This window comes from Streptomyces sp. NPDC047079 (genome assembly GCF_040643755.1).
Taxonomy (GTDB): Bacteria; Actinomycetota; Actinomycetes; order Streptomycetales; family Streptomycetaceae; genus Streptomyces.
Genome location: NZ_JBEYUZ010000012.1, coordinates 153,096 through 174,427 on the forward strand (window position 1 = coordinate 153,096; position 21,332 = coordinate 174,427).

15 protein-coding genes and 3 pseudogenes are annotated in these 21,332 nt (G+C 71.6%); 8 read left to right on the top strand and 10 right to left on the bottom strand.

Annotated features, from left to right (window positions below):
• Window positions 1-42: 42 nt before the first annotated feature.
• Window positions 43-195, top strand: a pseudogene (locus tag ABZ823_RS18205) (Lrp/AsnC ligand binding domain-containing protein); the annotation flags it as partial.
• Window positions 196-312: 117 nt separating this feature from the next.
• Here ABZ823_RS18205 and ABZ823_RS18210 read toward each other — a convergent pair.
• Window positions 313-960, bottom strand: a complete 648-nt coding sequence (locus ABZ823_RS18210; protein ID WP_361660722.1) for a TetR family transcriptional regulator — start codon at window positions 958-960, stop codon at window positions 313-315.
• Between the two features lie 143 nt (window positions 961-1,103).
• On the opposite strand from ABZ823_RS18210, the gene ABZ823_RS18215 reads away from it, so the two are divergent.
• The 3 genes and pseudogenes from ABZ823_RS18215 to ABZ823_RS18225 form a co-directional block, all read left to right on the top strand.
• On the top strand, window positions 1,104-1,850 hold the full coding sequence (locus ABZ823_RS18215; protein ID WP_361660724.1) for a VOC family protein: 747 nt from the start codon (window positions 1,104-1,106) through the stop codon (window positions 1,848-1,850).
• Between the two features lie 279 nt (window positions 1,851-2,129).
• Window positions 2,130-4,469: a serine/threonine-protein kinase gene (locus ABZ823_RS18220; RefSeq protein WP_361660727.1), complete on the top strand. Its 2,340-nt coding sequence runs from the start codon at window positions 2,130-2,132 to the stop codon at window positions 4,467-4,469.
• A 67-nt stretch (window positions 4,470-4,536) separates the two neighbouring features.
• A pseudogene (locus tag ABZ823_RS18225) lies at window positions 4,537-4,789 on the top strand (fatty acid--CoA ligase family protein); the annotation flags it as partial.
• Window positions 4,790-4,871: 82 nt separating this feature from the next.
• On the opposite strand, the gene ABZ823_RS18230 reads toward ABZ823_RS18225, so the two are convergent.
• The 4 genes from ABZ823_RS18230 to ABZ823_RS18245 form a co-directional block, all read right to left on the bottom strand.
• On the bottom strand, window positions 4,872-5,033 hold the full coding sequence (locus ABZ823_RS18230; RefSeq protein ID WP_361660730.1) for a hypothetical protein: 162 nt from the start codon (window positions 5,031-5,033) through the stop codon (window positions 4,872-4,874).
• Between the two features lie 213 nt (window positions 5,034-5,246).
• Window positions 5,247-8,189 (bottom strand): BTAD domain-containing putative transcriptional regulator, encoded by a 2,943-nt coding sequence (locus ABZ823_RS18235; protein ID WP_361660733.1) that lies wholly within the window; start codon window positions 8,187-8,189, stop codon window positions 5,247-5,249.
• A 323-nt stretch (window positions 8,190-8,512) separates the two neighbouring features.
• Window positions 8,513-8,908, bottom strand: coding sequence for a nitroreductase/quinone reductase family protein (locus ABZ823_RS18240; RefSeq protein ID WP_361660735.1), 396 nt, complete (start codon window positions 8,906-8,908; stop codon window positions 8,513-8,515).
• Window positions 8,909-9,024: 116 nt separating this feature from the next.
• Window positions 9,025-10,545, bottom strand: coding sequence for a CehA/McbA family metallohydrolase (locus tag ABZ823_RS18245; RefSeq protein WP_361660738.1), 1,521 nt, complete (start codon window positions 10,543-10,545; stop codon window positions 9,025-9,027).
• A gap of 223 nt (window positions 10,546-10,768) precedes the next feature.
• Between ABZ823_RS18245 and ABZ823_RS18250 the strand changes: the two genes are divergently transcribed.
• A complete protein-coding gene (locus ABZ823_RS18250; RefSeq protein ID WP_361660741.1) occupies window positions 10,769-13,354 on the top strand; it encodes a bifunctional FO biosynthesis protein CofGH in 2,586 nt (861 codons plus the stop codon).
• A gap of 114 nt (window positions 13,355-13,468) precedes the next feature.
• On the opposite strand, the gene ABZ823_RS18255 is transcribed toward ABZ823_RS18250, so the two are convergent.
• Window positions 13,469-13,978 carry a DUF2165 domain-containing protein gene (locus ABZ823_RS18255; RefSeq protein ID WP_361660745.1) on the bottom strand — a complete coding sequence of 170 codons (510 nt, stop codon included), beginning with the start codon at window positions 13,976-13,978 and terminating at the stop codon, window positions 13,469-13,471.
• 154 nt (window positions 13,979-14,132) lie between these two features.
• Here ABZ823_RS18255 and ABZ823_RS18260 point away from each other — a divergent pair, with 154 nt between their 5' ends.
• The gene (locus ABZ823_RS18260; RefSeq protein ID WP_361660748.1) at window positions 14,133-15,248 is read left to right on the top strand and encodes an ADP-ribosylglycohydrolase family protein; all 1,116 of its coding nucleotides are present in this window, start codon (window positions 14,133-14,135) and stop codon (window positions 15,246-15,248) included.
• Window positions 15,249-15,300: 52 nt separating this feature from the next.
• Here the strand turns inward: ABZ823_RS18260 and ABZ823_RS18265 are convergent, their stop codons facing one another.
• Window positions 15,301-16,893 carry a sodium:solute symporter family protein gene (locus tag ABZ823_RS18265; protein WP_361660750.1) on the bottom strand — a complete coding sequence of 531 codons (1,593 nt, stop codon included), beginning with the start codon at window positions 16,891-16,893 and terminating at the stop codon, window positions 15,301-15,303.
• Between the two features lie 429 nt (window positions 16,894-17,322).
• Between ABZ823_RS18265 and ABZ823_RS18270 the strand changes: the two genes are divergently transcribed.
• Window positions 17,323-17,490, top strand: a complete 168-nt coding sequence (locus tag ABZ823_RS18270; RefSeq protein ID WP_361660825.1) for a hypothetical protein — start codon at window positions 17,323-17,325, stop codon at window positions 17,488-17,490.
• 93 nt (window positions 17,491-17,583) lie between these two features.
• On the opposite strand, the gene ABZ823_RS18275 is transcribed toward ABZ823_RS18270, so the two are convergent.
• The 3 genes from ABZ823_RS18275 to ABZ823_RS18285 all read right to left on the bottom strand — a co-directional run bounded on the left by ABZ823_RS18275 (window position 17,584) and on the right by ABZ823_RS18285 (window position 19,942).
• Window positions 17,584-17,772: a DUF397 domain-containing protein gene (locus ABZ823_RS18275; RefSeq protein WP_361660753.1), complete on the bottom strand. Its 189-nt coding sequence runs from the start codon at window positions 17,770-17,772 to the stop codon at window positions 17,584-17,586.
• A 235-nt stretch (window positions 17,773-18,007) separates the two neighbouring features.
• Window positions 18,008-18,865, bottom strand: coding sequence for a helix-turn-helix transcriptional regulator (locus ABZ823_RS18280; RefSeq protein WP_361660755.1), 858 nt, complete (start codon window positions 18,863-18,865; stop codon window positions 18,008-18,010).
• Between the two features lie 324 nt (window positions 18,866-19,189).
• On the bottom strand, window positions 19,190-19,942 hold the full coding sequence (locus tag ABZ823_RS18285) for a GPP34 family phosphoprotein (RefSeq protein ID WP_361660758.1): 753 nt from the start codon (window positions 19,940-19,942) through the stop codon (window positions 19,190-19,192).
• A 228-nt stretch (window positions 19,943-20,170) separates the two neighbouring features.
• Between ABZ823_RS18285 and ABZ823_RS18290 the strand changes: the two are divergent.
• Window positions 20,171-21,332 (top strand): annotated as a pseudogene (locus tag ABZ823_RS18290) (hypothetical protein); the annotation flags it as partial.

Genomic DNA, 21,332 nt, shown 5'->3' on the forward strand with positions numbered 1-21,332 from the left:
GGCGGAGCGCGCGGACCTGGCCGGGGCGTCAGCGAGGAAGCACACCTGCTGCGGATCGCCACCGTCGACCTCGCCGCCTTCCAGTGGCTCTACGACGAGCGCCTGGCCACCCTGCCGGGCGTGCAGCGGCTGACGTCCACCCTGGTGATGAAACACGTGGTGGAGGACCGTCCACTGCCCCTTACGCGACCATGAGCAACGGGCGGTGGCCCACCGGAGTGGACCACCGCCCGTATGACAGGACTTGAGCAGGAACAGCCGACCCGGTCGGGAAGAAGACGCGACGGTCGGGGCGAAGGGTACGGTGAAGGACTACCTCGTCGGCTTCCTCTCTGTCACGCCCAGGTACACCAACAGCGCCAGATTCGGCTTCAGTTCGGCCTGCTTGACGCCCCAGGAGGTGAACCCCTTCTGGTGGGAGGCCACGGAGGCGAGCATCGCCACGAGAGCACCGGCCACGGCCGCCGGGTTCACGTCCTTGTCGACCCTGCCCTTGGACTGGAGTTCGGCGATCGAGTCCGTGAGGGAGTTGGTAACGGCGTTGAGGATCTTCATGCGGATCTTGTAGAAGCGCTTGTCGCCCTCGGCCGCGCCCAGGTCGACGACCCGCAGGATCGCGTCGTGTTTGCGCCAGAACTCCAGGAATCCGTCCACGAGTTCCTGCGCGGTCTGCCAGCCCGCCTTGCCGACCCACGAGCGGCCCTCCAGCAGCTCGGTCAACGCGGCGCCGTGCGTGGCCATTTCCTCGGCAAGCTCCAGAACGGCGCCTTCGACGTCCGGGAAGTACTGGTAGAAGGTCGCCGGTGACGTCCCGGCCTTCCGGGCGACATCGATGACTTTGACGTCCCGGTAGGGCGAGGAGCTGAGCATCTCGCTGAGGCAGTCGAGCAGCTTCTGCCGGGTCGCCTGCCCACGCCGACCGGCCACACGGCCGTCGACGGTACGCACTTGTCCTGTCATGCCGTCAGCTTACCGAGGGGTGATCTGAGCGCGATTCGGCCGACTGCAAATGGGGACTACAGGGGCTCGTGAGTTCTTCCGTGGCTGGTGAGAAGGGAGTGCGTACGCGCGCGCCCCGTGCGAATCCCTTTTAACTTGGCAGCATGGCCGAAAACCTGCCCAGCGGCGGCGCGGGCCCGGACGGCACCGCCTTCCCGGAGGGCGTCCCCTGCTGGATCGATGTCCAGCTGCCTGACGTCGAGGCGGGCAGGCGGTTCTACGGTGGGCTCTTCGGGTGGACCTTCGAGGAGGCGTACGGCTCCTCCGTGTGGGCGCGCCTGGACGGCGAACCGGTGGCCGCGCTGGCGCGCAAGCGGGACGGCCGGATGCCCACCGTCTGGACGGTGTACTTCGCCACGCCCGACGCCACCGTGCTCGCCGGGCGGATCCGGGCGGCCGGCGGACAGGTCGTCGTCCCGCCCACCCCCGTCGACCGCCTCGGCACCATGGCACTGACGGCGGACCCCGAGGGCGCCGTGTTCGGACTGTGGCAGGCCGGCACGCACCCGGGCTTCGGCAAACGGCACGAGCCGGGCACCTTCACCTGGTCCGAGCTCTACGCGCGGGACACCGCCGCCGCGGACTCCTTCTACGCGGGACTCTTCCACGACGCCCTGTTCGGGCCGGGCGCCGCCCCAGACTTCGGGCGCGCGCCGATCCGGGACGTCTTCCCCGCCGAGATGCCGCCCCACTTCCTCGTCCACTTCGGCGTCGGGGACGGCGCGGCCGCGATCGAGGCGGTGGGCCGCCTGGGCGGCCGGGTACAGGTACCGCCGTTCGAGACCTCGTACGGACGGGTGGCGGTGGTCACGGACAATCAGGGGGCGTCCTTCGCGTTGCTCCAGAGGTAGCCGCGCCGCTCCGGCGGTGTCCGGCGGCCCTCGAACGCCGCCCGGAGGCGGCACTTCCGGGGTGTGACGGGCGTTCCATCATGCGGGCGCCCGCTTCCCCGGGAGCGGCCAGGCGTGGTTTTGTCCGGAGACACCCCGATCCGCCCCCGGGTTCGCAACCGGTGGCCCGGACAGGAAGAATCAGGGTGCGTGCCGCCGCGGCGGTGCGGTGGTGAGACGCTGCACGGGGTCGCGTGCACGAGGCGGATGACGCGACCCGTACGGGGAGGTGGCAGGCAAGTGGTGGATCAGCTGACACAGCACGATCCGCGGCGGATCGGGCCGTTCGAGGTGCTGGGACGGCTGGGTGCCGGCGGCATGGGGCTGGTCTATCTCGCGCGCTCGGCGTCGGGCCGGCGCGTGGCGATCAAGACGGTGCGCACGGAGCTGGCCGAGGACCAGCTGTTCCGGGTGCGCTTCACGCGTGAGGTGGAGGCCGCCCGGGCGGTCTCCGGCTTCTACACGGCGGCCGTGGTCGACGCCGACCCGCGCGCGGCCGTGCCGTGGCTCGCCACCGCGTACGTGCCCGCGCCCTCCCTCGAGGAGATAGTGACCGAGTGCGGGCCGCTGCCGGCCCAGGCGGTGCGCTGGCTGGCCGCGGGCGTGGCGGAGGCGCTTCAGTCCATCCACGGGGCGGGCCTGGTCCACCGTGACCTCAAGCCGTCGAACGTCCTCGTCGTGGAGGACGGCCCCCGGGTGATCGACTTCGGTATCGCCTCCGGCGTATCGAACACCCGTCTGACGATGACGAACGTCGCGGTCGGTACACCCGCCTACATGTCCCCCGAACAGGCGAAGGACTCGCGCAGCGTGACCGGCGCGAGCGATGTCTTCTCGCTCGGCTCGATGCTCGTCTTCGCGGCCACCGGACACCCTCCCTTCCACGGCGCCAACCCCGTCGAGACCGTCTTCATGCTGCTGCGCGAGGGCCCGGACCTGTCCGGCCTGCCGGACGAGCTGCGCCCGCTCATCGAGTCCTGCATGCAGATGGATGCCACCGCCCGCCCCAACCCGGCCGACCTCCAGGCCCAGCTCGCACCCCACCTCTTCGGCTCGGGCTCCGATGACAGCGGTACGGCCTCGGCGTGGCTGCCCGAGAAGGCGGTCAGCCTGATCGAGGCCCGCCGCGGCGGGCGCCCGGCGGCCAGGCCGTCCTCCCCCGGCAACCGCAGCGGCGGAGGCGTGGGCGGACGGCCCGCGGTGCCGCCCCCGCCCTCGCGCGACCCGGTGCCGATCCCGGTCGGTGCGCCCGACGGCGGACCGGTGCGCCTCGCGGGCGCGTCGGTGCCGATCGGCCCCGGGCCCCGGGTCGCCGACGCGCGGGCGGCCGCCGTGAAGGCGCCTCCCCCGGAGGCGGGCCTCGCCGCGTCCTGGTCTCGGCCGGCCGCCGGGGCCAACGGGGCCGCCGGAGCCGTACCCGCGCTCCCGCCCCCGCCCCCGGAGGCGGCCTCCGGCTGGCGCCCGTGGCGCTTCCGCATGTCCAACGACGTCTGGGGCACCCCGGCGGTCGCCGACGACCTCGTGTACGTGACCTCCTTCGAGGTACACGCCCTGGACGTGGCGACGGGCCGCCGCCGCTTCAAGACACGCGACGTCGCCTGGTCGATGGCGGTCGCCGACGGCCGCGTCCACGCCTCGGACGGCCCCACGCTCTTCGCCCTGGACGCCCGTGACGGCACGGACCTGTGGCGGCTGTCCCTGGACGGCTGGGTGTACTCCCTCAAGGCCGACCGGGGCACGGTCGTCACCGGGACCCGCGGCGGCGGCGTACAGGCGTGGGAGGCGTCGAACGGGCAGAAGCTGTGGGAGATCAGCGGCGCCCAGACCGACTTCGAGTCGCCGGAGGCCGGACCGGCGGTCCACGACGGCACGGTCTACGTCTGGCAGGACGCCCGGCTGCGTGCCCTCCAGGCGCGTACGGGCGAGGAGCGCTGGTCTTACCCGATCGGGGACGCGGCGTCCTGCGGCGGGGTCCCGGTGCGCCTGACACAGGCCTCGGACGGCTGTGTGTACGTCTCGGCCGGCACCCGGGTAATGGCCATCGAAGCCGCGACCGGCATGGTGCGCTGGCACTTCGAGGCCCCGGCGGTCTTCCTGTGCCCGCCGGCCTTCGTGCCCGGCCCGGCCGTCACCGGCGGAGGCATCTACCTCGCGGACTACCTCGGCACGGTGTACGCCCTCGACGCGGCCGACGGCCGCGACCGCTGGCGCATCGCGACGGAGTCGCGGACGGCGATCGACCCGGTGCTGGTCGCCGCGGGACACGTCCACGTGGGCAGCGGCAAGGGCCTGTACACCCTGGACGCGGTCACGGGCACCCCGAAATGGCGCTTCCAGGCGGGCGGCGACATCGTGGGCTCCCCGGCGGTGGCGGAGGGCCGTATCCACTTCGGCTCCACGGACCATCTGCTGTACACCCTCAAGGCCGACGACGGGCGCCTGCGCTGGAAGCTGGCCACGGGCGGCGAGATCACCGGCGCGCCCGTGGTGAAGGACGGCGTGGTCTACGCGTGCAGCAAGGACCGCTGTGTCTACGCGCTGGACGCGGAGAAGGGCACGGGCACCGCGCGGACGGCCTGAGCCGCGAGGGCGCGGACGGCCGTCGTGCACGGATGACGGCCGCCGCCCGGCGCCGCCGTGCTCACCGCAACTGCTCGCACTGCACCCCGACGTCGCGGACGTGGCGGTGGTCGGCGTCCCGGACGCCCGGCTGGGCGGGGTCGGCAAGGCCCAGGTGGTGCGAAGGACGGGAGCCGCGGCCACCGGCGACGACCTGATCGCCTGGTCCCGCCGCGAGATGGCGAACTGCAATCCCGAGGCAGGTGGAGATCGTCACGGAACCGCCCGGAAACGCGAGCGGCAAGGTGCTGAAGGGGAAGCCGCGCAGGCTTGAGCGCTGACGGGCCAGGGGCGGGAGGGCACACGTCGGCCGCGGCGGCTCCCCCTCCGCGCCGCCGCGGCCGATCCCCGTGTGGAGAAGGTCTAGCTGGGGTCGGACGTCACGTGGGTGTTGTCCGGGGTGGTCTCGCCGTCCTTCACGTCGGTCACGTGCGTGTTCAGCGGCTGGATCTCCTCGCCCGCCGGAGCGTCCGTGACGTGCGTGTTGTCCGGCTTGACGATCGGGTCGTCGGTGGTGTCGCTCATGGTGCTTCCTCCCCTTGGCTGTTGCTGTCGTACTGTCGAGTGGTCCGCCCGGCCACTCCCCCGAGGGTGGCCGGGCGGACCACTCGAGGCGCCCACCCTAGACCTTGGGTTCGGCGGCCTCACCCGGCGGTCCGTCTGTCCCCCGACGCGACGGATCGACAAGAGAGATGGTGTCGTGCGGCGATAAACGAACGATGAACGTCCGATCCGGTCTCAGGCGGCCGCGATCGGCGTGAGGAGCCGGCGCACCTCGGCGGCCTCGGGAGAATCCAGCTTCTCGTAGATCTCCAGGGCCTCCCGCCAGCAGACCTGCGACCGGCCGGAGTGGCCGATGCCGTGCAGCGCTTTGCCGAGCACGGTGAGGACGTGTCCACGACGCCACTCGCCCCCGATGCCTCGCAGCACCGTGAGCGCCATCTCGGCGTTGCCGGCGGCCCGTGCGGGCAGGCGCGCGTCGAGGTCGACCTCCGCGAGACGGCAGAGCGTCATTCCCTCCCACAGCCGCTGCCGGCTGTCGCGGAAGACCCGCAGGGCCTCCTCCAGTTGGGCGGTGGCGTCGGCGTGCCGGCCCGTCTTGCCGAGGGCCATGCCGAGGGCGTACCGCCCGTTCGCCCCGCGCAGGGTGTGACCCAGGGTCTGATAGATGTCCGTGCCCTGGCCGGCGAGCACGACGGCGCTGTCCGCGCGTCCGGTCTCGAGGTGCAGACGCGAGAGGTTGCACAGCGGGCTCGCGGACCCCGCGACGTCACCGCAGCCGCGGAACTTGTCGATGGCCTGCCTGAAGTACTCCTCGGCGTCCCCGTACCGCTTCTGGTAGAAGGCGATGCTGCCCAGGATGTTCGCCGCCCAGCACGAGGGCAGCGGGTCGTCTGCCGCCTCGGCGAGCCTGAATGCCTCGCGTGCCTCACGGCGGGCGCGGTCGAACACCCCGGAGAACAGACGGGCGTTGCTCAGCACCACGGACGCCCGGCCCTCTGCGCGTACGTCGCCCGCGGCGTGGGCGGCGTCCCGCAGGGCGGTGGCGGCCGCCTCGTACTCCTTGGAGTTGGCGCCTGACTCCGCCAGGTCGACGGCGGCCCACAGCAGGTCGATGGCGCGCAGCAGGGTGCTCTGCTCGGCCGACTGGCGCACGCAGGCCAGAAGCGGCACGGCCTCGGAGTAGAGCCAGTCCCAAGCGGCCTGCCGGGTCGCGAACGTCAGTCCGGGCGACCCGGTCGGCTGGAGATGCTCCACCAGCCGGTCTCCCGGCCGTTCGATCGCGTACACCCCGGCCGCCGTGGCCAGATAGAAGTCCAGCAGCCGTGACATGGCCGCGTCCCGCTCGCTCGGCGGATGTTCGTCCCGTTCGGCGCACGCGCGTGCGTAGAGGCGGACCAGGTCGTGGTAGCGGTAGCGGCCGGGGGCCGCAGACTCCAGGAGCGATGTGTCGACCAGGGACTCCAGCAGGTCTTCGGTCTCCTCCACAGGGAGGTCCAGGACCGCGGCAGCGGCGGCCAGGGAGATGTCCGGGCCGTCCGCCAGGCCCAGGAGGCGGAAGGCGCGGGCCTGGGACGGCTCCAGCTGTCCGTAGCCCAGTTCGAACGTGGCCTTCACGGCGAGGTCTCCGGCCTGGAGTTCGTCCAGTCGTCGTCGCTCGTCCGCCAGTTTCGCGGCGAGCACCGACACCGTCCAGGTCCTGCGCGCCGCCAGCCGTGACGCCGCGATCCGGATCGCGAGGGGCAGGAAGCCGCACGCCGCCACCACGTCCAGCGCGGCCTCCCGCTCGGAGGCCACTCGTTCCTCGCCCACGATCTTCGTGAACAGCGACAACGCCTCGTCGGGGGACATCACGTCCAGGTCCACCGGGTGCGCGCCCGGCAGGTCCACCATGCGTACCCGTGAGGTGATGAGCGCCGCGCAGCCCTCGGTGCCCGGCAGCAGGGGCCGTACCTGGGCCGCGTCCTTCGCGTTGTCCAGCAGGACCAGGACCCGTCGGCCGTCCAGCACCGAGCGGTAGAGGGCGGCCCGTTCCTCCAGGGTGTCCGGTATCGCCGAGTCCGCCGTGCCGAGGGCGCGCAGGAAGGAACCGAGGACCGTCTCCGGTTCCGCCGCCCTCGGGCCCGCGCCCTGGAGGTCCACGTACAGCTGGCCGTCCGGGAAGGCGCCGCGGGCCTGGTGTGCCACGTGCACGGCGAGGGTGGTCTTGCCGACGCCCCCGATGCCCGCCACCGCCGACACCGCCATGACGCGGCCCTCGGCCGACGCCAGCACCTCGCTCAGCTCGGTGACGAAGGCGGCACGGCCCGTGAAGTCCGGGACCGTCGCCGGAAGCTGCGCCGGGCGGACCGGGACGGCGGAGCGCTCGGGCGCCGGAGCCGATGGTTCCGCGAGGCCCGGGTCCGCCTGCAGGATCCGTTGCTGGAGGTCCTTCAGGCCGGCGCGCGGATCGACCCCGAGTTCGTCGGCCAGCAGGCGGCGGGTGTCCGCGTACACCGCGAGGGCTTCCGCCTGGCGGCCGGACCGGTACAGCGCCAGCATCAGCAGTTCCCGCAGGCGCTCGCGCAGCGGGTGAGCCGCCGTCAGGGCGGTCAGTTCCGAGATCACCTCGGCGTGGCAGCCCTGCTCCAGGTCCATGTCGAGGCGCCACTCGAGGAGTTGGAGGCGCCATTCCTCCAGGCGTGTGCGCTGGGTCTCCGCGTAGGGGCCGGGGATGTTCGCCAGCGGCTCGCCGTCCCACAGGGCCAGTGCCTCGTTCAGGACATGGCGGGCATGGCACAGGTCCCCGGAGTTCTTCGCCTTCTCGGCCTCCGCGGCCAGCTCCTGGGCGGCCGCGAGGTCCAGGGAGCGGGCGTCGGGCAGGCGCAGCGCGTATCCGCCGGACTCGCTGACGAGGACGCCGGGGGAGAGGACCTTGCGCAGCCGGGAGGCGTACGTCCGTACGGCCGCCAGTGCCCGCGGCGGCGGTTCGTCGCCCCACAGCGCGTCGATCAACTCGGACGCCGTGGCCGTACGTCCCTCTCGCAGCAGCAGCGCGGCCAGCAGGGCGCGCTGCTGTGGCGAGCCTGTGGCAATCGGCTCCCGCCCGCGCCAGGCGCGCACCGGTCCGAGCACGCCGAAGCGCAGAGCCGCCGACTCCTCGGCACTCCGCTGCTCCGGTACCCGCGGTACACCGTCCATCGCTGCCCCCTGGCACCCTGCCGAACGTCCACAACCGAGAGGCCAGTTTGCCTTGTTCATGGCGGATGCGTCAGCTGTGGGAGACGGCGATCACAAGCCGTGGTGGGGGGCGTCACAGGGCCCACACACGGTCTTCTCATGTCGGACGGCCGGGATTCGCATGGGCGGGCACGGTTGGCTGACGACTCGTCATGTCAGTGCTGCGGTAACCGGCACGGAGACCTCACCGAGCAGCGGGGCGCTCCCGCAGATCATCTCCGCCGACGACCACACCGTGGAGCCCCCGGACGTCCGGCGGGACCGGCTCCCCGCGGAAGACGACCTCAGCCGTCCAGGTCCACCCGCACCGTGAGCAGCCCCGTGCCGAGCGCCCGCACCGCCGCGCTGTTGAGACGGGGCAGCGTCCTCAGACGGGCCTGAGGGTCGTCGTCGGGGAGCACATGGGCCGTGCCCGTGTGCCAGCGGCCCCGGATCCGGACCCGGACGCGGGGGTCGACCCGGATGTTGCGAATGTACTGCGACTTCTCGCCGTGCTCGGAGACCAGCCAGAACGAGTCGCCGATGCGGCGCCCGCCCAGGGGGGTCCGGCGCGGCAGGCCCGAGATACGGCCCGTGGTCTCCAGGAGCGTCTGGAGCGGCATGCGGCGCTGGAGCGGGTTGACGACGTGGCGCTGGAGCGCGGTGACCGCGCGGTACTTGAGGTCGGCGGAGCCTGACATGGTCTCGTGTTCCCCCTGACGACGTGAAGAGCGAGGCGCTTCACGCAGTCTCCCAGACCGCTCACCGGTGGGCGCGGGGAAAGGCCGCGCGCCCCCAGTGCCGCGTCTCCAAAGGGCTACTCCCGGCCCAGGAAGATCGGATTGGTGAACGCGGCCATGACCCCCGGCACCGGACCCGCCGCCGCCTCGTGCCGCAGCTCGGCCCGTACGTAGGCCGCGTACGCCGGTGTCGTGTGCCACTCCACCGTGCCCGAACCGGACACCGGCAGCGGATCGCTGGTGAACAGCACTCCCTGGTCGGTGACGAAACGGACCACGCAGCGGGGCGCGCCCTGCGCCTCCAGCCGCACCGTGACCGGGGTGTCGCGGTCCACCCGCAGCCGCCCGCCGATCCCCGCGTGCTCGCCGTGCCCGCCCGACGCGGTGAAGGCCAGCGAGACGTTCTTCGACTCGGCGACGTACGAGCGGCCCGCGCGGATGCCTTCCTGGATGGCCTGGCGGGTCAGGTCGTCGGCGAGTACCACCGTCTGCGGGGTGCCGATCGCGTCGGGGTCGCGGTGCGCGTCGCTGTTGCCCACCGCCGGGATCCACCTGCCGTGCCCCTCCCGGACCGACGCGACCAGCGTGTTGTCCCACTCCGCCAGCGTCGCCTCGTCGTCCGGGGTGAAGGGGCCGTTCCACACCTCCACCGCGTCGGCCTCGGCGAAGCCGAACTTCCAGCCGCAGCCGATGCAGGTGGCGTGCGGATGGGCGGGGACGACCAGGCCGCCGGCCCGGCGGATCTCCCGGGCGAACCGGGCCCAGCGGTTGTCGCGGGCCCGGTAGCGCCAGTCGATGAAGGTGCCAGGGTCGGTGCCCAGCGCGACGACGTGCCCGTTGCGGGTCGTCACCTCCTCACCGAGCATGATCAGCAGGTCGTCACCCGCCTGGTCGGCCCAGTGCGCGTGCGAGGAGTGCGTGTTGTGCTCGGAGGAGTTGATGAAGTCCAGGCCCGCGGCCCGGGCCAGCGCCGCGATCTCCGCGGGGGTGCGGCGGCCGTCGGAGTACCAGGAGTGCATATGGCAGTCGCCCCGGTACCAGGCGCGGCCCCGGCCCCTCGCCCTGGACGGCGGGTACTGGGGCGTCGGGGCGACGCCCTGCTCGCCGTAGGTGAGGGTGATGGTGATCTCGTAGGCCAGGCCCTGCGGGGCCACCGTGTACGGGCCCAGCGCGACGTGCCAGATGCCGGGGCGGAGCGGGCCCGGGAGATAGCCGGGAGTCGCGTCGTCCGCGCGGACGAAGAACTCGGAGCGCGCACCGCCGGACCAGCCGCGGAAGCCCTTGCCACCGAGCTCGGTGCCGCGCTCGTCGAAGAGACCGATGTCGAGGGCGTTGCCCTGCGTGCCGGCCGGAACGGACGGCTTGTCATAGGTGTAGGCGACCTTGATCTCCCGGACGCCCGCGGGGACGTCGACGGGAAGGTAGACGAAGTCGGGGGAGCCGGCCGGCAGGGTGCCGCGCACCGTCTTCGTCTCCTGGTTGTCGGCCGCCTCGGCGGCGGGACCGTGGGAGAAGCTCACGGTTCCCAACGTAAGCGCGGCGGCCGCACTCGTCACGAACAGTGCGCGTCTGCCGATGCCGTGGTCGTCCTGGCACATGCTGCTGCTCCCAACGTGTCGGATGACAGGGGGTGGGCAGGGGTAGCACGCGCCACTGTGGCCCCGCGCCGTGAACTGTGGTGCACGGGAAGCCGATCGCCCGCCGCGTGCCGTCGGAACATCAGGTGCCTCCCCCGCCGGTGACGCCCCGTAACGACCGCCACGTCGAACAGACACACGTCCGCCCTCCATGGCCTGATTTCCGCAAACGTATGCTCGGAGAATGACGACTTCCGCGACCTCCGGAACCGGCCCCACCGAGAACTCCATGCGTCGCGCCCTCAAACGCGCCCGCGAGGGTGTCGCACTCGACGTCACCGAGGCAGCGGTGCTGCTCCAGGCCCGCGGCGCGGAGCTCGACGACCTGGCCGCGTCCGCCGCCCGGGTGCGGGACGCGGGGCTTGAGGCGGCGGGCCGGTCCGGTGTGATCACGTACTCGAAGAGCGTCTTCATCCCGCTGACCCGCCTGTGCCGGGACAAGTGCCACTACTGCACCTTCGTCACGGTCCCGGGCAGGCTGCGCCGGGCCGGGCACGGGATGTTCATGTCCCCGGACGAGGTACTCGACATCGCCCGCAAGGGCGCGGCCCTGGGCTGCAAGGAGGCCCTGATCACCCTCGGTGACAAGCCGGAGGACCGCTGGCCCGAGGCACGCGAGTGGCTGGACGCGCACGGCTACGACGACACGATCGCCTACGTACGGGCCATCTCCATCCGGATCCTGGAGGAGACGGGCCTGCTGCCCCACCTCAACCCGGGCGTCATGTCGTGGACGGACTTCCAGCGCCTGAAGCCGGTGGCGCCGTCGATGGGGATGATGCTGGAGACGACGGCCCGGCGGCTGTGGTCCGAGCCGGGCGGACCCCACTACGGCTCCCCGGACAAGGAACCCGCGATGCGGCTGCGGGTGTTGGAGGACGCGGGCCGCTCCTCGGTGCCCTTCACCTCCGGGCTTCTCATCGGGATCGGCGAGACGTACGAGGAGCGCGCCGAGTCGCTGTTCGCGCTGCGGAAGGTGGCGCGGACGTACCACGGCATCCAGGAGCTGATCATCCAGAACTTCCGCGCCAAGCCGGACACGGCGATGCGTGGGATGCCGGACGCGGAACTCGACGAACTGGTCGCCACGGTGGCGGTGGCCCGGCACATCATGGGCCCGAGCGCCTGTCTCCAGGCGCCGCCGAACCTGGTGGACGGCGAGTACGAGCGGCTCATCGGCGCCGGCGTCGACGACTGGGGCGGGGTGTCCCCGCTGACCATCGACCATGTGAACCCGGAGCGGCCGTGGCCGCAGATCGACCGGCTGAGGGAGCGCTCCGCGGCGGCCGGTTTCGAGCTGCGTGAACGCCTGTGCGTGTACCCGGAGTTCGTGCGGCGCGGAGAGCCGTGGCTGGACCCGCGGCTGCGTCCGCACGTGGACGCCCTCGCCGACCCGGAGACGGGCCTGGCCCGGGCGGACGCGGTGGTCGAGGGGCATCCGTGGCAGGAGCCGGAGGAGGTGTTCACCTCCTCCGGCCGCACCGACCTGCACCGCACGATCGACACCGACGGCCGCACCGGCGACCGCCGGGACGACTTCGACGAGGTGTACGGCGACTGGCAGGCGCTGCGGGAGGCCGCCGCGCCGGGCATGGCCCCGGAACGCATCGACGCGGACGTACGGGCGGCGCTGCGCACGGCGGCGGACGACCCCACGCGTCTTACGGACGCCGAGGCGCTGGCCCTGCTGCACGCGGACGGCCCCGCCCTCGACGCGCTGTGCCGGACCGCGGACGATGTGCGGAAGTCCGTGGTGGGTGACGACGTCACCTACATCGTCACCCGGAACATCAACTTCACGAACGTCTGCTACACCGGCTGCCGCTTCTGCGCGTTCGCACAGCGCCGCACGGACGCCGACGCCTACACGCTGTCGCTGGAGCAGGTCGCGGACCGGGCCCGGCAGGCGTGGGACGTGGGCGCGGTGGAGGTGTGCATGCAGGGCGGCATCCACCCCGATCTGCCGGGTACGGCGTACTTCGACATCGCGAAGGCGGTGAAGTCCCGGGTTCCCGGAATGCATGTGCACGCCTTCTCCCCGATGGAGGTGGTGAACGGCGCGACCCGCACCGGTCTGTCGATCCGGGAGTGGCTGACGGCGGCGAAGGAAGCGGGTCTCGACTCGATCCCCGGCACGGCGGCGGAGATCCTGGACGACGAGGTCCGCTGGATCCTCACCAAGGGCAAGCTGCCGGCGGCGACCTGGATCGAGGTCGTGACCACCGCCCACGAACTGGGCATCCGGTCGTCGTCGACGATGATGTACGGCCATGTGGACCAGCCCCGCCACTGGCTCGGGCACCTGCGCACCCTCGCCCGCGTTCAGCAGCGGACGGGCGGCTTCACCGAGTTCGTGACGCTGCCGTTCATCCACACCAACGCCCCCGTCTACCTGGCCGGCATCGCCCGCCCCGGCCCGACGATGCGGGACAACCGGGCCGTGACGGCGATGGCGAGGTTGTTGCTCCACCCCCACATCCCGAACATCCAGACGAGCTGGGTGAAGCTGGGCACGCAGGGCGCCGCGGAGATGCTCCGCTCCGGTGCCAACGACCTGGGGGGCACCCTGATGGAGGAGACCATCTCCCGTATGGCGGGCTCCTCGTACGGCTCGTACAAGTCGGTCGGGGAGCTGGTCGCGGTGGCGGAGGCCGCGGGGCGTCCGGCCAAGCCTCGTACGACGCTCTACGGCGAGGTCCCGGAGGAACGGCGGCGCGCGGCGGCGGCGTCGGACGGCCATCTTCCGGAGCTGCTGCCGGTCCTGGAGTGACGCCCGAGGCGGGAAGGCCCGGGGCACAGCGCCGGGTGCCTGCCTCGGGCTCCGGGCCGCCTCGCCGCGGACGCACGGCCGGGAGGGAAGGTCACCCGAGCCGGAAGGGTGGCGTCAGCTGTCCTCCGGTGCCGCCCCCGGCAGGTGGGTCGCCAGCAGGACCACTCCGGTGAGGACGATGACCCGGGTGGCCGCGTCGAGGCCGTTCCACGTCTTGGACTGCCACATCGCGAACCACTCCCCGCCTATCGCGACGAAGCCCGCGCCGAACAGCAGCAGAAGCATCGACAGGCCGGCGGTGGAGAACAGCCGGGCGCGCGGATGGCGGCGGGCCCACAGCCAGGTCGCGGCGATGAGGACCAGGGCTGCCAGTGTCTCCCAGGCGATGATCGCGACGTAGGCGGAGTCCTGCGCCGCGTGGGAGGTGATCGCGCGCCACATCAGGTCGTCGTCCTTGAACGTGGTGTCCATCGCGAGGACATGGCGGACGAACTGCTGGTTGGTCCCGAAGTCGGTGATGTTCCCGAACGCGACGAGCGCGATGTACAGGGCGACGGTGGCGACGAGGAGGGTGGCGGCGACGCGGAGGGCGGGCGGGGCGTGGGGGGTTCTGGTATCGGCCATGGTCCCACTATGGAGAGGCCTTCGGACGGCTCCTAGATCATTTTCGGGCACCGAAGTGTGGTGTGCATGACGTTCCGGTGCCCCGAGCGGCCGTCCCCGTTCGATTACAGTGCTGCGCGTCGGACGTGCGGGCGGTGCCGTGAGGAGGCCTGGGGTGGGTGCGACAGCCGGTGCCATCTGGGGCCGCACCGAGCAGCAGGACTTCCGCGGCCGGGTGCGCGGCGCGCTGCTCGGGGCGGCCGTCGGCGACGCGCTGGGCGCTCCGGTCGACGGGATGTCGCTGGAGCAGATCCGTGAGGCGCACGGGCCCGAGGGGCTCGTCGACCTCGCCGTCGGCCCCGGCGGGCGTGGCGCGATCACCCATCACACCCAGCTCACCCTGTTCACCGTCGACGGGCTCATCCGCGCCCAGGTCCGCCGTGACACCGGCGCCTGGCATCCGCCGACCGATCTGCACCGGGCGTATCTGCGCTGGGCGGTCACCCAACGGGACTGGGGGCCCGACGAGCGCCGCGCGGAGGACGGCTGGCTGGCCCGCGAGGAGTGGCTGTACGCGCGCCGCGCCCCGGCCCGGGCCTGTCTGCTGGGGCTCGGCGACGACACCATGGGCACCCTTCAGGTGCCCAAGAACCCCGGTGAGGCGGGCCCCGAGGCGGCGGCCCGCTCCGCGCCCTTCGGGCTGCTGGTCGGCTGGGATCCGCAACTGGTGCTGCAGCTCGCGATCGAGTGTGCGGCGCAGACGCACGGGCATCCCATCGCGTACTTCTCCGCGGGCGCGTACGCCGTGATCGTGCACGCGCTGGCCCGCGGCGAGACCCTGGACGCGGCCGTGCAGCGCTCGCTCGCGCTGCTGGCCCCGCGGCCGGAGCAGCAGCCGGTCGCGGACGCGCTGCAGCGTGCGCTGGGCACCGTGCGGCAGGGGATGCCCACGCCCGCCCGGATCGAGGAGCTGGCCGGCGCCGGTACGGCGGAGGGCGTGCTCGCGGTCGCCGTGTACTGCGCGCTCGTGGGGGAGGACGTCCGTCACGGGCTGTGTCTGGCGGTGAACCACGGCGGGCCTTCGGGGGCCGCGGGAACGCTGACGGGCGGGCTGCTCGGGGCCCTGCACGGCGAGACGGCCATCCCGCCGGCCTGGCTGGCCGAGCTGGAGGGCCGCCCCACGATGCTGCTCCTGGCGGACGACTTCGCCATGGAGATGACGCAGGGCGCCGCGCTGCACGGACCGAGCGGATCGTCCCCGGGGTGGCTGGCGCGTTACCCCCGGGCGTAGAGACCACCCGAGGATACGCGCCCCGCCCCCTTCGGCCTGAACGGCCTCGTCCTCAGGCCCCGGACGGGCTGGTTTCACCCGGTGCGGGCTGTGCGGAGCCCGGTGTCGGCTGTGCGGCGCCCGGCGCCGGCACGGTCGCCGTCGCCCCGTCGTCGTCCGTGTTCACCTTCTCGATGATCGCGTCCCGCCCCGGTGTGTCCTCCGGCTTCACCAGGCCGATCAGGACGTACAGCACCAGGGAGATCACCATGGGCAGCGCCACCTGGTTCTCCAGCTTCACGTCCGTGCGCTGGGAGAAGTCCAGGTGGTAGTTGACGAAGAAGAACGCCAGCAGGCCGGCCGCCCAGCTGACGAGCGCCGCCGTCGGGCCGGACCTGCGCAGCGGGCGCAGCAGGCCCAGGATGAACGGGATCGCGATCGGGCCCATCAGACCGGCCACCCACTTGATGACCACCGTGATGATGTCCTTGAAGGCGGGGGAGTTGACCTGGGTCGCCACCGCCATCGACAGGCCGAGGAAGGCGACCGTGGTGACCCGGCCCGCGATCAGCCCCGTCCGGGCGTTCCAGGCCCGCGCCGCCTTCGAGATCACCGGCACCACGTCCCGTGTGAACACGGCCGCGATCGCGTTCGCGTCGGAGGAGCACATGGCCATCGTGTGCGAGAAGAAGCCGACGACCACCAGGCCCAGCAGGCCGTGCGGCAGCAGCTGTTCGGTCATCAGGCCGTACGCGTCGGAGCCATCCGGCTTCTTCGCCGTGACGAGGAGCGGGGACAGCCACATCGGGATGAAGAGGATGACCGGCCAGACGAACCACAGGCCCGCCGACAGCAGGGCGGAGCGCGTCGCCTGCCGGGCGCTGCCCGTGGCCATGTAGCGCTGGGCCTGGTTCCACATGCCGCCGTTGTACTCGAAGAGCTTGATGAACAGATATGCGATGAAGAAGACCGTCAGGTACGGGCCGGCGAACCCGTGCCCGTGGCCCGCCAGCTTCGGTGAGTCCAGCGCCTTGGACAGACCGCCCTGGTCGGAGATCTTGTTCAACACGATGATCAGCATCGCCACGCCCGCCAGCAACTGGATGACGAACTGGCCCAGTTCGGTCAGCGCGTCCGCCCACAGACCGCCGATCGTGCAGTACACGGCCGTGATGCCGCCGGTGATGATGATGCCCTGGGTGAGGGTGACCCCGGTGAAGACGCTCAGCAGCGTCGCGATCGCGGCCCACTTCGCTCCGACGTCCACGATTTTCAGCAGGATGCCTGACCAGGCCAGGGCCTGCTGGGTGGGCACGTTGTAGCGGTCCTTCAGGTATTCCAGCGGCGAGGCCACGTGCAGCCGGGAGCGCAGCCGGTTCAGCCGGGGCGCGAACAGCTTCGCGCCGATCAGCACGCCGATGGCGATCGGCAGTGCCCAGGTGACGTAGGAGGTGATGCCGTAGGTGTAGGCGATGCCGGCGTAGCCCGTGAACATCACCGCGCTGTAACCGGACATGTGGTGCGAGATGCCCGACAGCCACCACGGCATCCTGCCGCCCGCGGTGAAGAAGTCGCCGACGTCGTCGACACGTTTGTGGGACCAGACGCCGATCGCGGTCATCACGCCGAAGTACGCGACCAGGACGGCCCAGTCGAGACCGTTCATGTGCCCCCTCCAGGGGTCCGCCTTGTGAACTTGCAGATACCGGACGGCACTTCGCCAGTACGCACACATGGGCGGCGCCCCCGTGCGGGAGCGGGGACTTCGGGGATTGAACCGCCGGTCAGGCGGGCGGTCAAGACCTTTCCTGGTCATGGATATGAACGCAGGTCAGTAAGTCGAACGATTTTACTGCCTCTTGACTCGTACGCAGGTTGTCGCGCTCGTGACGCGGACCACACCATGAGCAGGCACTTCGCCAGTCGCCGGACATCCGATGGATCGCAATCGGAGCCGACCGGAACGGGCCTACGGGATGCGGGTCCCGTGCGGCCCGGAGGGGAGACCTGGGACATACAGCTACGCCAACCGGCCGGGCTGCGGCCGAGATGCGAGATGACCGATCGGGGCGGGTCGGTTCGGTTCAACACCCGCGTGACCCCGTTCTCGTTCCCGGAGACTGACCCCAGGCAGTGCTGGGAGGCGCAGTTCACGCGGCTGGACGGGGCGGTGGCGGAAGCCGGGCCGGGGAAGGCGGAGCTGGTGGCGCCGTTCATGCCGGCGGTGCCGGGGACGGACCGCTACGTGAGCGGCCTTCGCTGAGCCCTGAAGAAAAGGACGTGCCCCCTCGGCCGGGACGGCGAGCCAGTCGAGAGGGCTTTGTCGGTGCTGCTGGTGGAGTCGGGGTGGGCGGTGCTACTTGATCGACGTCACGAAGGCGTTCCAGGCTGCCGCCGGGAATGCCAGGACGGGCCCCTGGGGAACCTTGGAATCGCGCACGGCGAGCGCCGCCGCGAGGGGCGATTTGACCTCGACGCAGGCGCCGTTGCCCGTCGAATACGACGACTTGGTCCACGTTTCCGTGGCCCCCTGAAGAACGGCCATGTTCACTCCGGTAGCGAGTTGCTGAGTTGCTGTCCTCGCACCGGGGGCCCTGTCGGTGCCCGCGATGCGATTCGCGCCAACTTGTTTGGCTGATGGCGTGATCGAAGCTACTCGGCAACTTCCCGCCCCGGAGGGGGCATTCACTCGACCGGATGGCACATTCCAGTCAAGCCTTCCGCTTAAAGGTTTCGCTGGTGTATGATCCGCGATCCTGTGGCGCGGGGCCCCGATGGTGTCACCGTGCGTAGTCCTTGGCCGCGTCCGCGATGAACCGGCGGGACTCCTCCACGCTCAGCGCCTGCGCCCGCAGATGCTCGTACATCACGGCGTACTTCTGCACGTCGTGGGCCTTCTCCAGATACAGGTCGCTGGTGACGCCCTCGAGATACACGACGCTCGAGTCGGCCGCGTCGGCGAACTCCAGGATCGCGTACTGACCGTTGAGACCGGGATGCGCGCCCGCGCCGAACGGCAGCACCTGAACGGTGACATGCGGAAGCTGGGACATCTCGCCGAGGTGCTCCAGCTGCTCGATCATCACGTGGTTGTCGCCCACGACCCGGCGCAGCGCGGCCTCGTCCAGCACCACCCACAGTCGCAGCGGGTTGTGCTCGGCGGCGATGCGTTCCTGGCGCCGCATCCGCACCTGTACGCGCTTCTCGATGTCCGTGGCCGACGTCTCGGGCAGCGCCCCCTGGATGAGGGCCTCGGCGTAGGAACGGGTCTGCAACAGCCCCGTGATGACCTGGGGTTCGTAGACCCGCAGCGATTCCGCGTCCGTCTCCAGGCCGATGTAGACGCTGTAGGGAATGTCCCCGAACGCATGCCACCAGCCCTGCTGGCGGGAGTCGCGCGCCATCTCCATCAACGAGTCGACGACGCGCTGGTCCTCGACCTCGTAGACCCCACACAGGTCGCGGACGTCGCGCTGGCTGATGCTGCGGCGGCCGTTCTCCAGCCGGCTGATCTTCGACTGGGAGACGAGTAGCCGTTCGGCCACCTCTTCGGCGGTCATGCCCTTCAGTTCACGGAGCCGGCGCAGCTCCTGCCCCAGTCGGCGCCGCCGGACGGTGGGATTGACATTCGACGCCACGTACGTGCACCTCCGGCTGCCTGCCTCTACTTTGCGTATCTGCTGCTGAGCAGATTGCCACCAAGGTGCTTTCCACCGCTGGAAAACGGCGGATATGCGCTCCCTGGGCGCCACTTGGCCGATGGCGCCCGAATGCGGCCGCGCGGGGCGGGGAGGCCGTGTCGTCCTGGGACGTACGGTCTCACCGCCCCGCGCGGGCCGGCGGCTCCCGAACCGGGTCTCGGGGCGGCGCGCATGCGCCGGGTCCTGCGGTTTCGGCCGTACCGGTGCAGCCGGTTCGGCCTGCCCTGCCGCCGTGGTCCTGCCGGGCCGGGGTACTGCGGCTCAGTGGGCCACGACGCGTGCCATGGATCCGTGGTGCGGCTGCATCGGGACACCGCGGGCGGGTTCCGGCGCGGGCCTGGCCGCGGTGGCCTGGCGGCCGGCCGGGGCCGGGCTGCGGCGCGGTTGCGCCGCCGCGCCGTTCTGGACGTCCATCACGGCGTGCGCCACGAGACCGCCCATGGGGTCGTGCCTGATCAGATCCCGCAGCCGGGAGCGGGACGAGCGTCCCTCGTTGCCCGGATACAGGTGCTTGCCGAGACCGACCGCATGGGCCAGCGCGGCGAGCGCCGCGGTCCGCGGGTCCGGCGGAACGCCGGTGCGGATCGCGGAATCGAGCCGGGCCCTGATCTCCCGGCTGATGGCCGTGTCCGTCGCCTGGTAGCGCGTCGTCGGCAACACCCCGCACATCTGGCCCGCCACGGCGTGGACCATGCCGCACCGCTCCAGATGCGAAAGGTAGGTCTGGCGCAGCCCGAGACGTGGCCCGCCGATCCAGTGGACGGCCCGTACCGGAGCGCCGCGCCTGCGCAGCAACTCCAACGCACAGTCCAGAGTCGGATCTCCAGTCGGCCGTGGTACCACCACGGCGATACGATCCCCGTCCGGGGCTATCCGTCCGGCCAGCGCCAGCTCCACTAGCTGTGCTCCGGCCAGACCGAGGTCGAGTGACTGCGGCTGTGCAGTGGTACCCGTGGTCGGGTCCAGTGCCAGCAGCAGAAGCTCTTCCGGAATTGTTCTGCGGCTCCTGCCCATCCATGCCTCCCCGCGTGGATGAATGACAGGGTGACCCCTCTCACATTGGTCTGTCGAGGGTGCGTGACCGGAATGTAGTGGAACCGGTAGCTATGTCGTTCTCGTCTAGCGCAGGGGTCAATCCCTCACACAGGACACTGGTACATGGTTCGGGCAGCGGTGTCCGGGCGGCGGTTCATGGTTCGGCAAGGCGCGCGAGTGGGTGCGTGGCGCAAGGAGGAGGCATCGGTGGCGGGCGAGTCCCCCGACAGGTCGAAGCAGCACGAGTCGTCGGCGGAAGCGACGTCGGGGAGCGGGGCTGCGGTTCCGGGGCCGGCGGCGGGCGACCGCGACCCCCGGCTCGCGATGGCCGGCGGGAAGGTGCGGGTCGACCAGGCGACGGCGGTGTTGTCCACGCGTGAGCTGAGGGGCTCCGCCGGTTCGGCGGTGGACGAGGGTGCCGGGGGCGGCGAGGAGACCTCCAAGGCCGCCGGGGGTTCCGACGGTTCCGCTGATTCTGCTGATTCAGAGGGGTCCTCCGGGGGCGGTGCGGGGCAGCGGGCTTCGCTGGCGTCCTGGGTGCGTGGCGCGGCCGAGGCCGAGGCTGAGGCTGGGGACGGGGCGGAGGACGCGTCGGAGGCGAAGACCGGGGCCGAGGGTGCCGATGACGATGCCGAGGACCGGGCCGACGGGACGGACGAGGGCGCCGGAGCCGAGCCGGGGACCGCGGAGGACCGTTCCGGGGGCGAGGGTGCCGGTGACGATGCCGAGGACCGGGCCGACGGGACGGACGAGGGCGCCGGAGCCGAGCCGAGGGCCGCGGAGGACCGTTCCGGGGGCGAGGGCGCCGGAGCCGAGCCGAGGGCCGCGGAGGACCGTTCCGGGGACGCGGGGTCCGCTGCGGCGGGGTCTGGTGACGCGGGGTCCGCTGAGGCGGAGTCCGGTGACGCCGTGAACCCGGGTGCCGGGGAGGTCGCGGGTGCGGCGGACGAGAGGCCGGACGAGGAGTCGCACGCGGCGTCGGACGACGAGGCCGGGGAGGTCTCGAAGGACTCCAAGGGCTCGGAGGGATCGGAGGGATCGGAGGGGGAGAGCGGGGACGGCTCGGCAACCTCCGGGCGCGAAACCGCGTCTGACGGCTCCTCCGACGACGCGGAGGCCGAGGACGACTCCGACGACGACTCGGAGGCCGAGGACGGCTCCTCCGACGACGCGGAGGCCGAGAACGACTCCGACGACGACTCGGAGGCCGAGGACGGCTCCTCCGACGACACGGAGGGCGAGAACGACTCCGAGGACGACTCGGAGGGCGAGAACGGCTCCTCCGACGACGCGGAGGCCGAGAACGACTCCGACGACGACTCGGAGGCCGAGGACGGCTCCTCCGACGACACGGAGGGCGAGAACGACT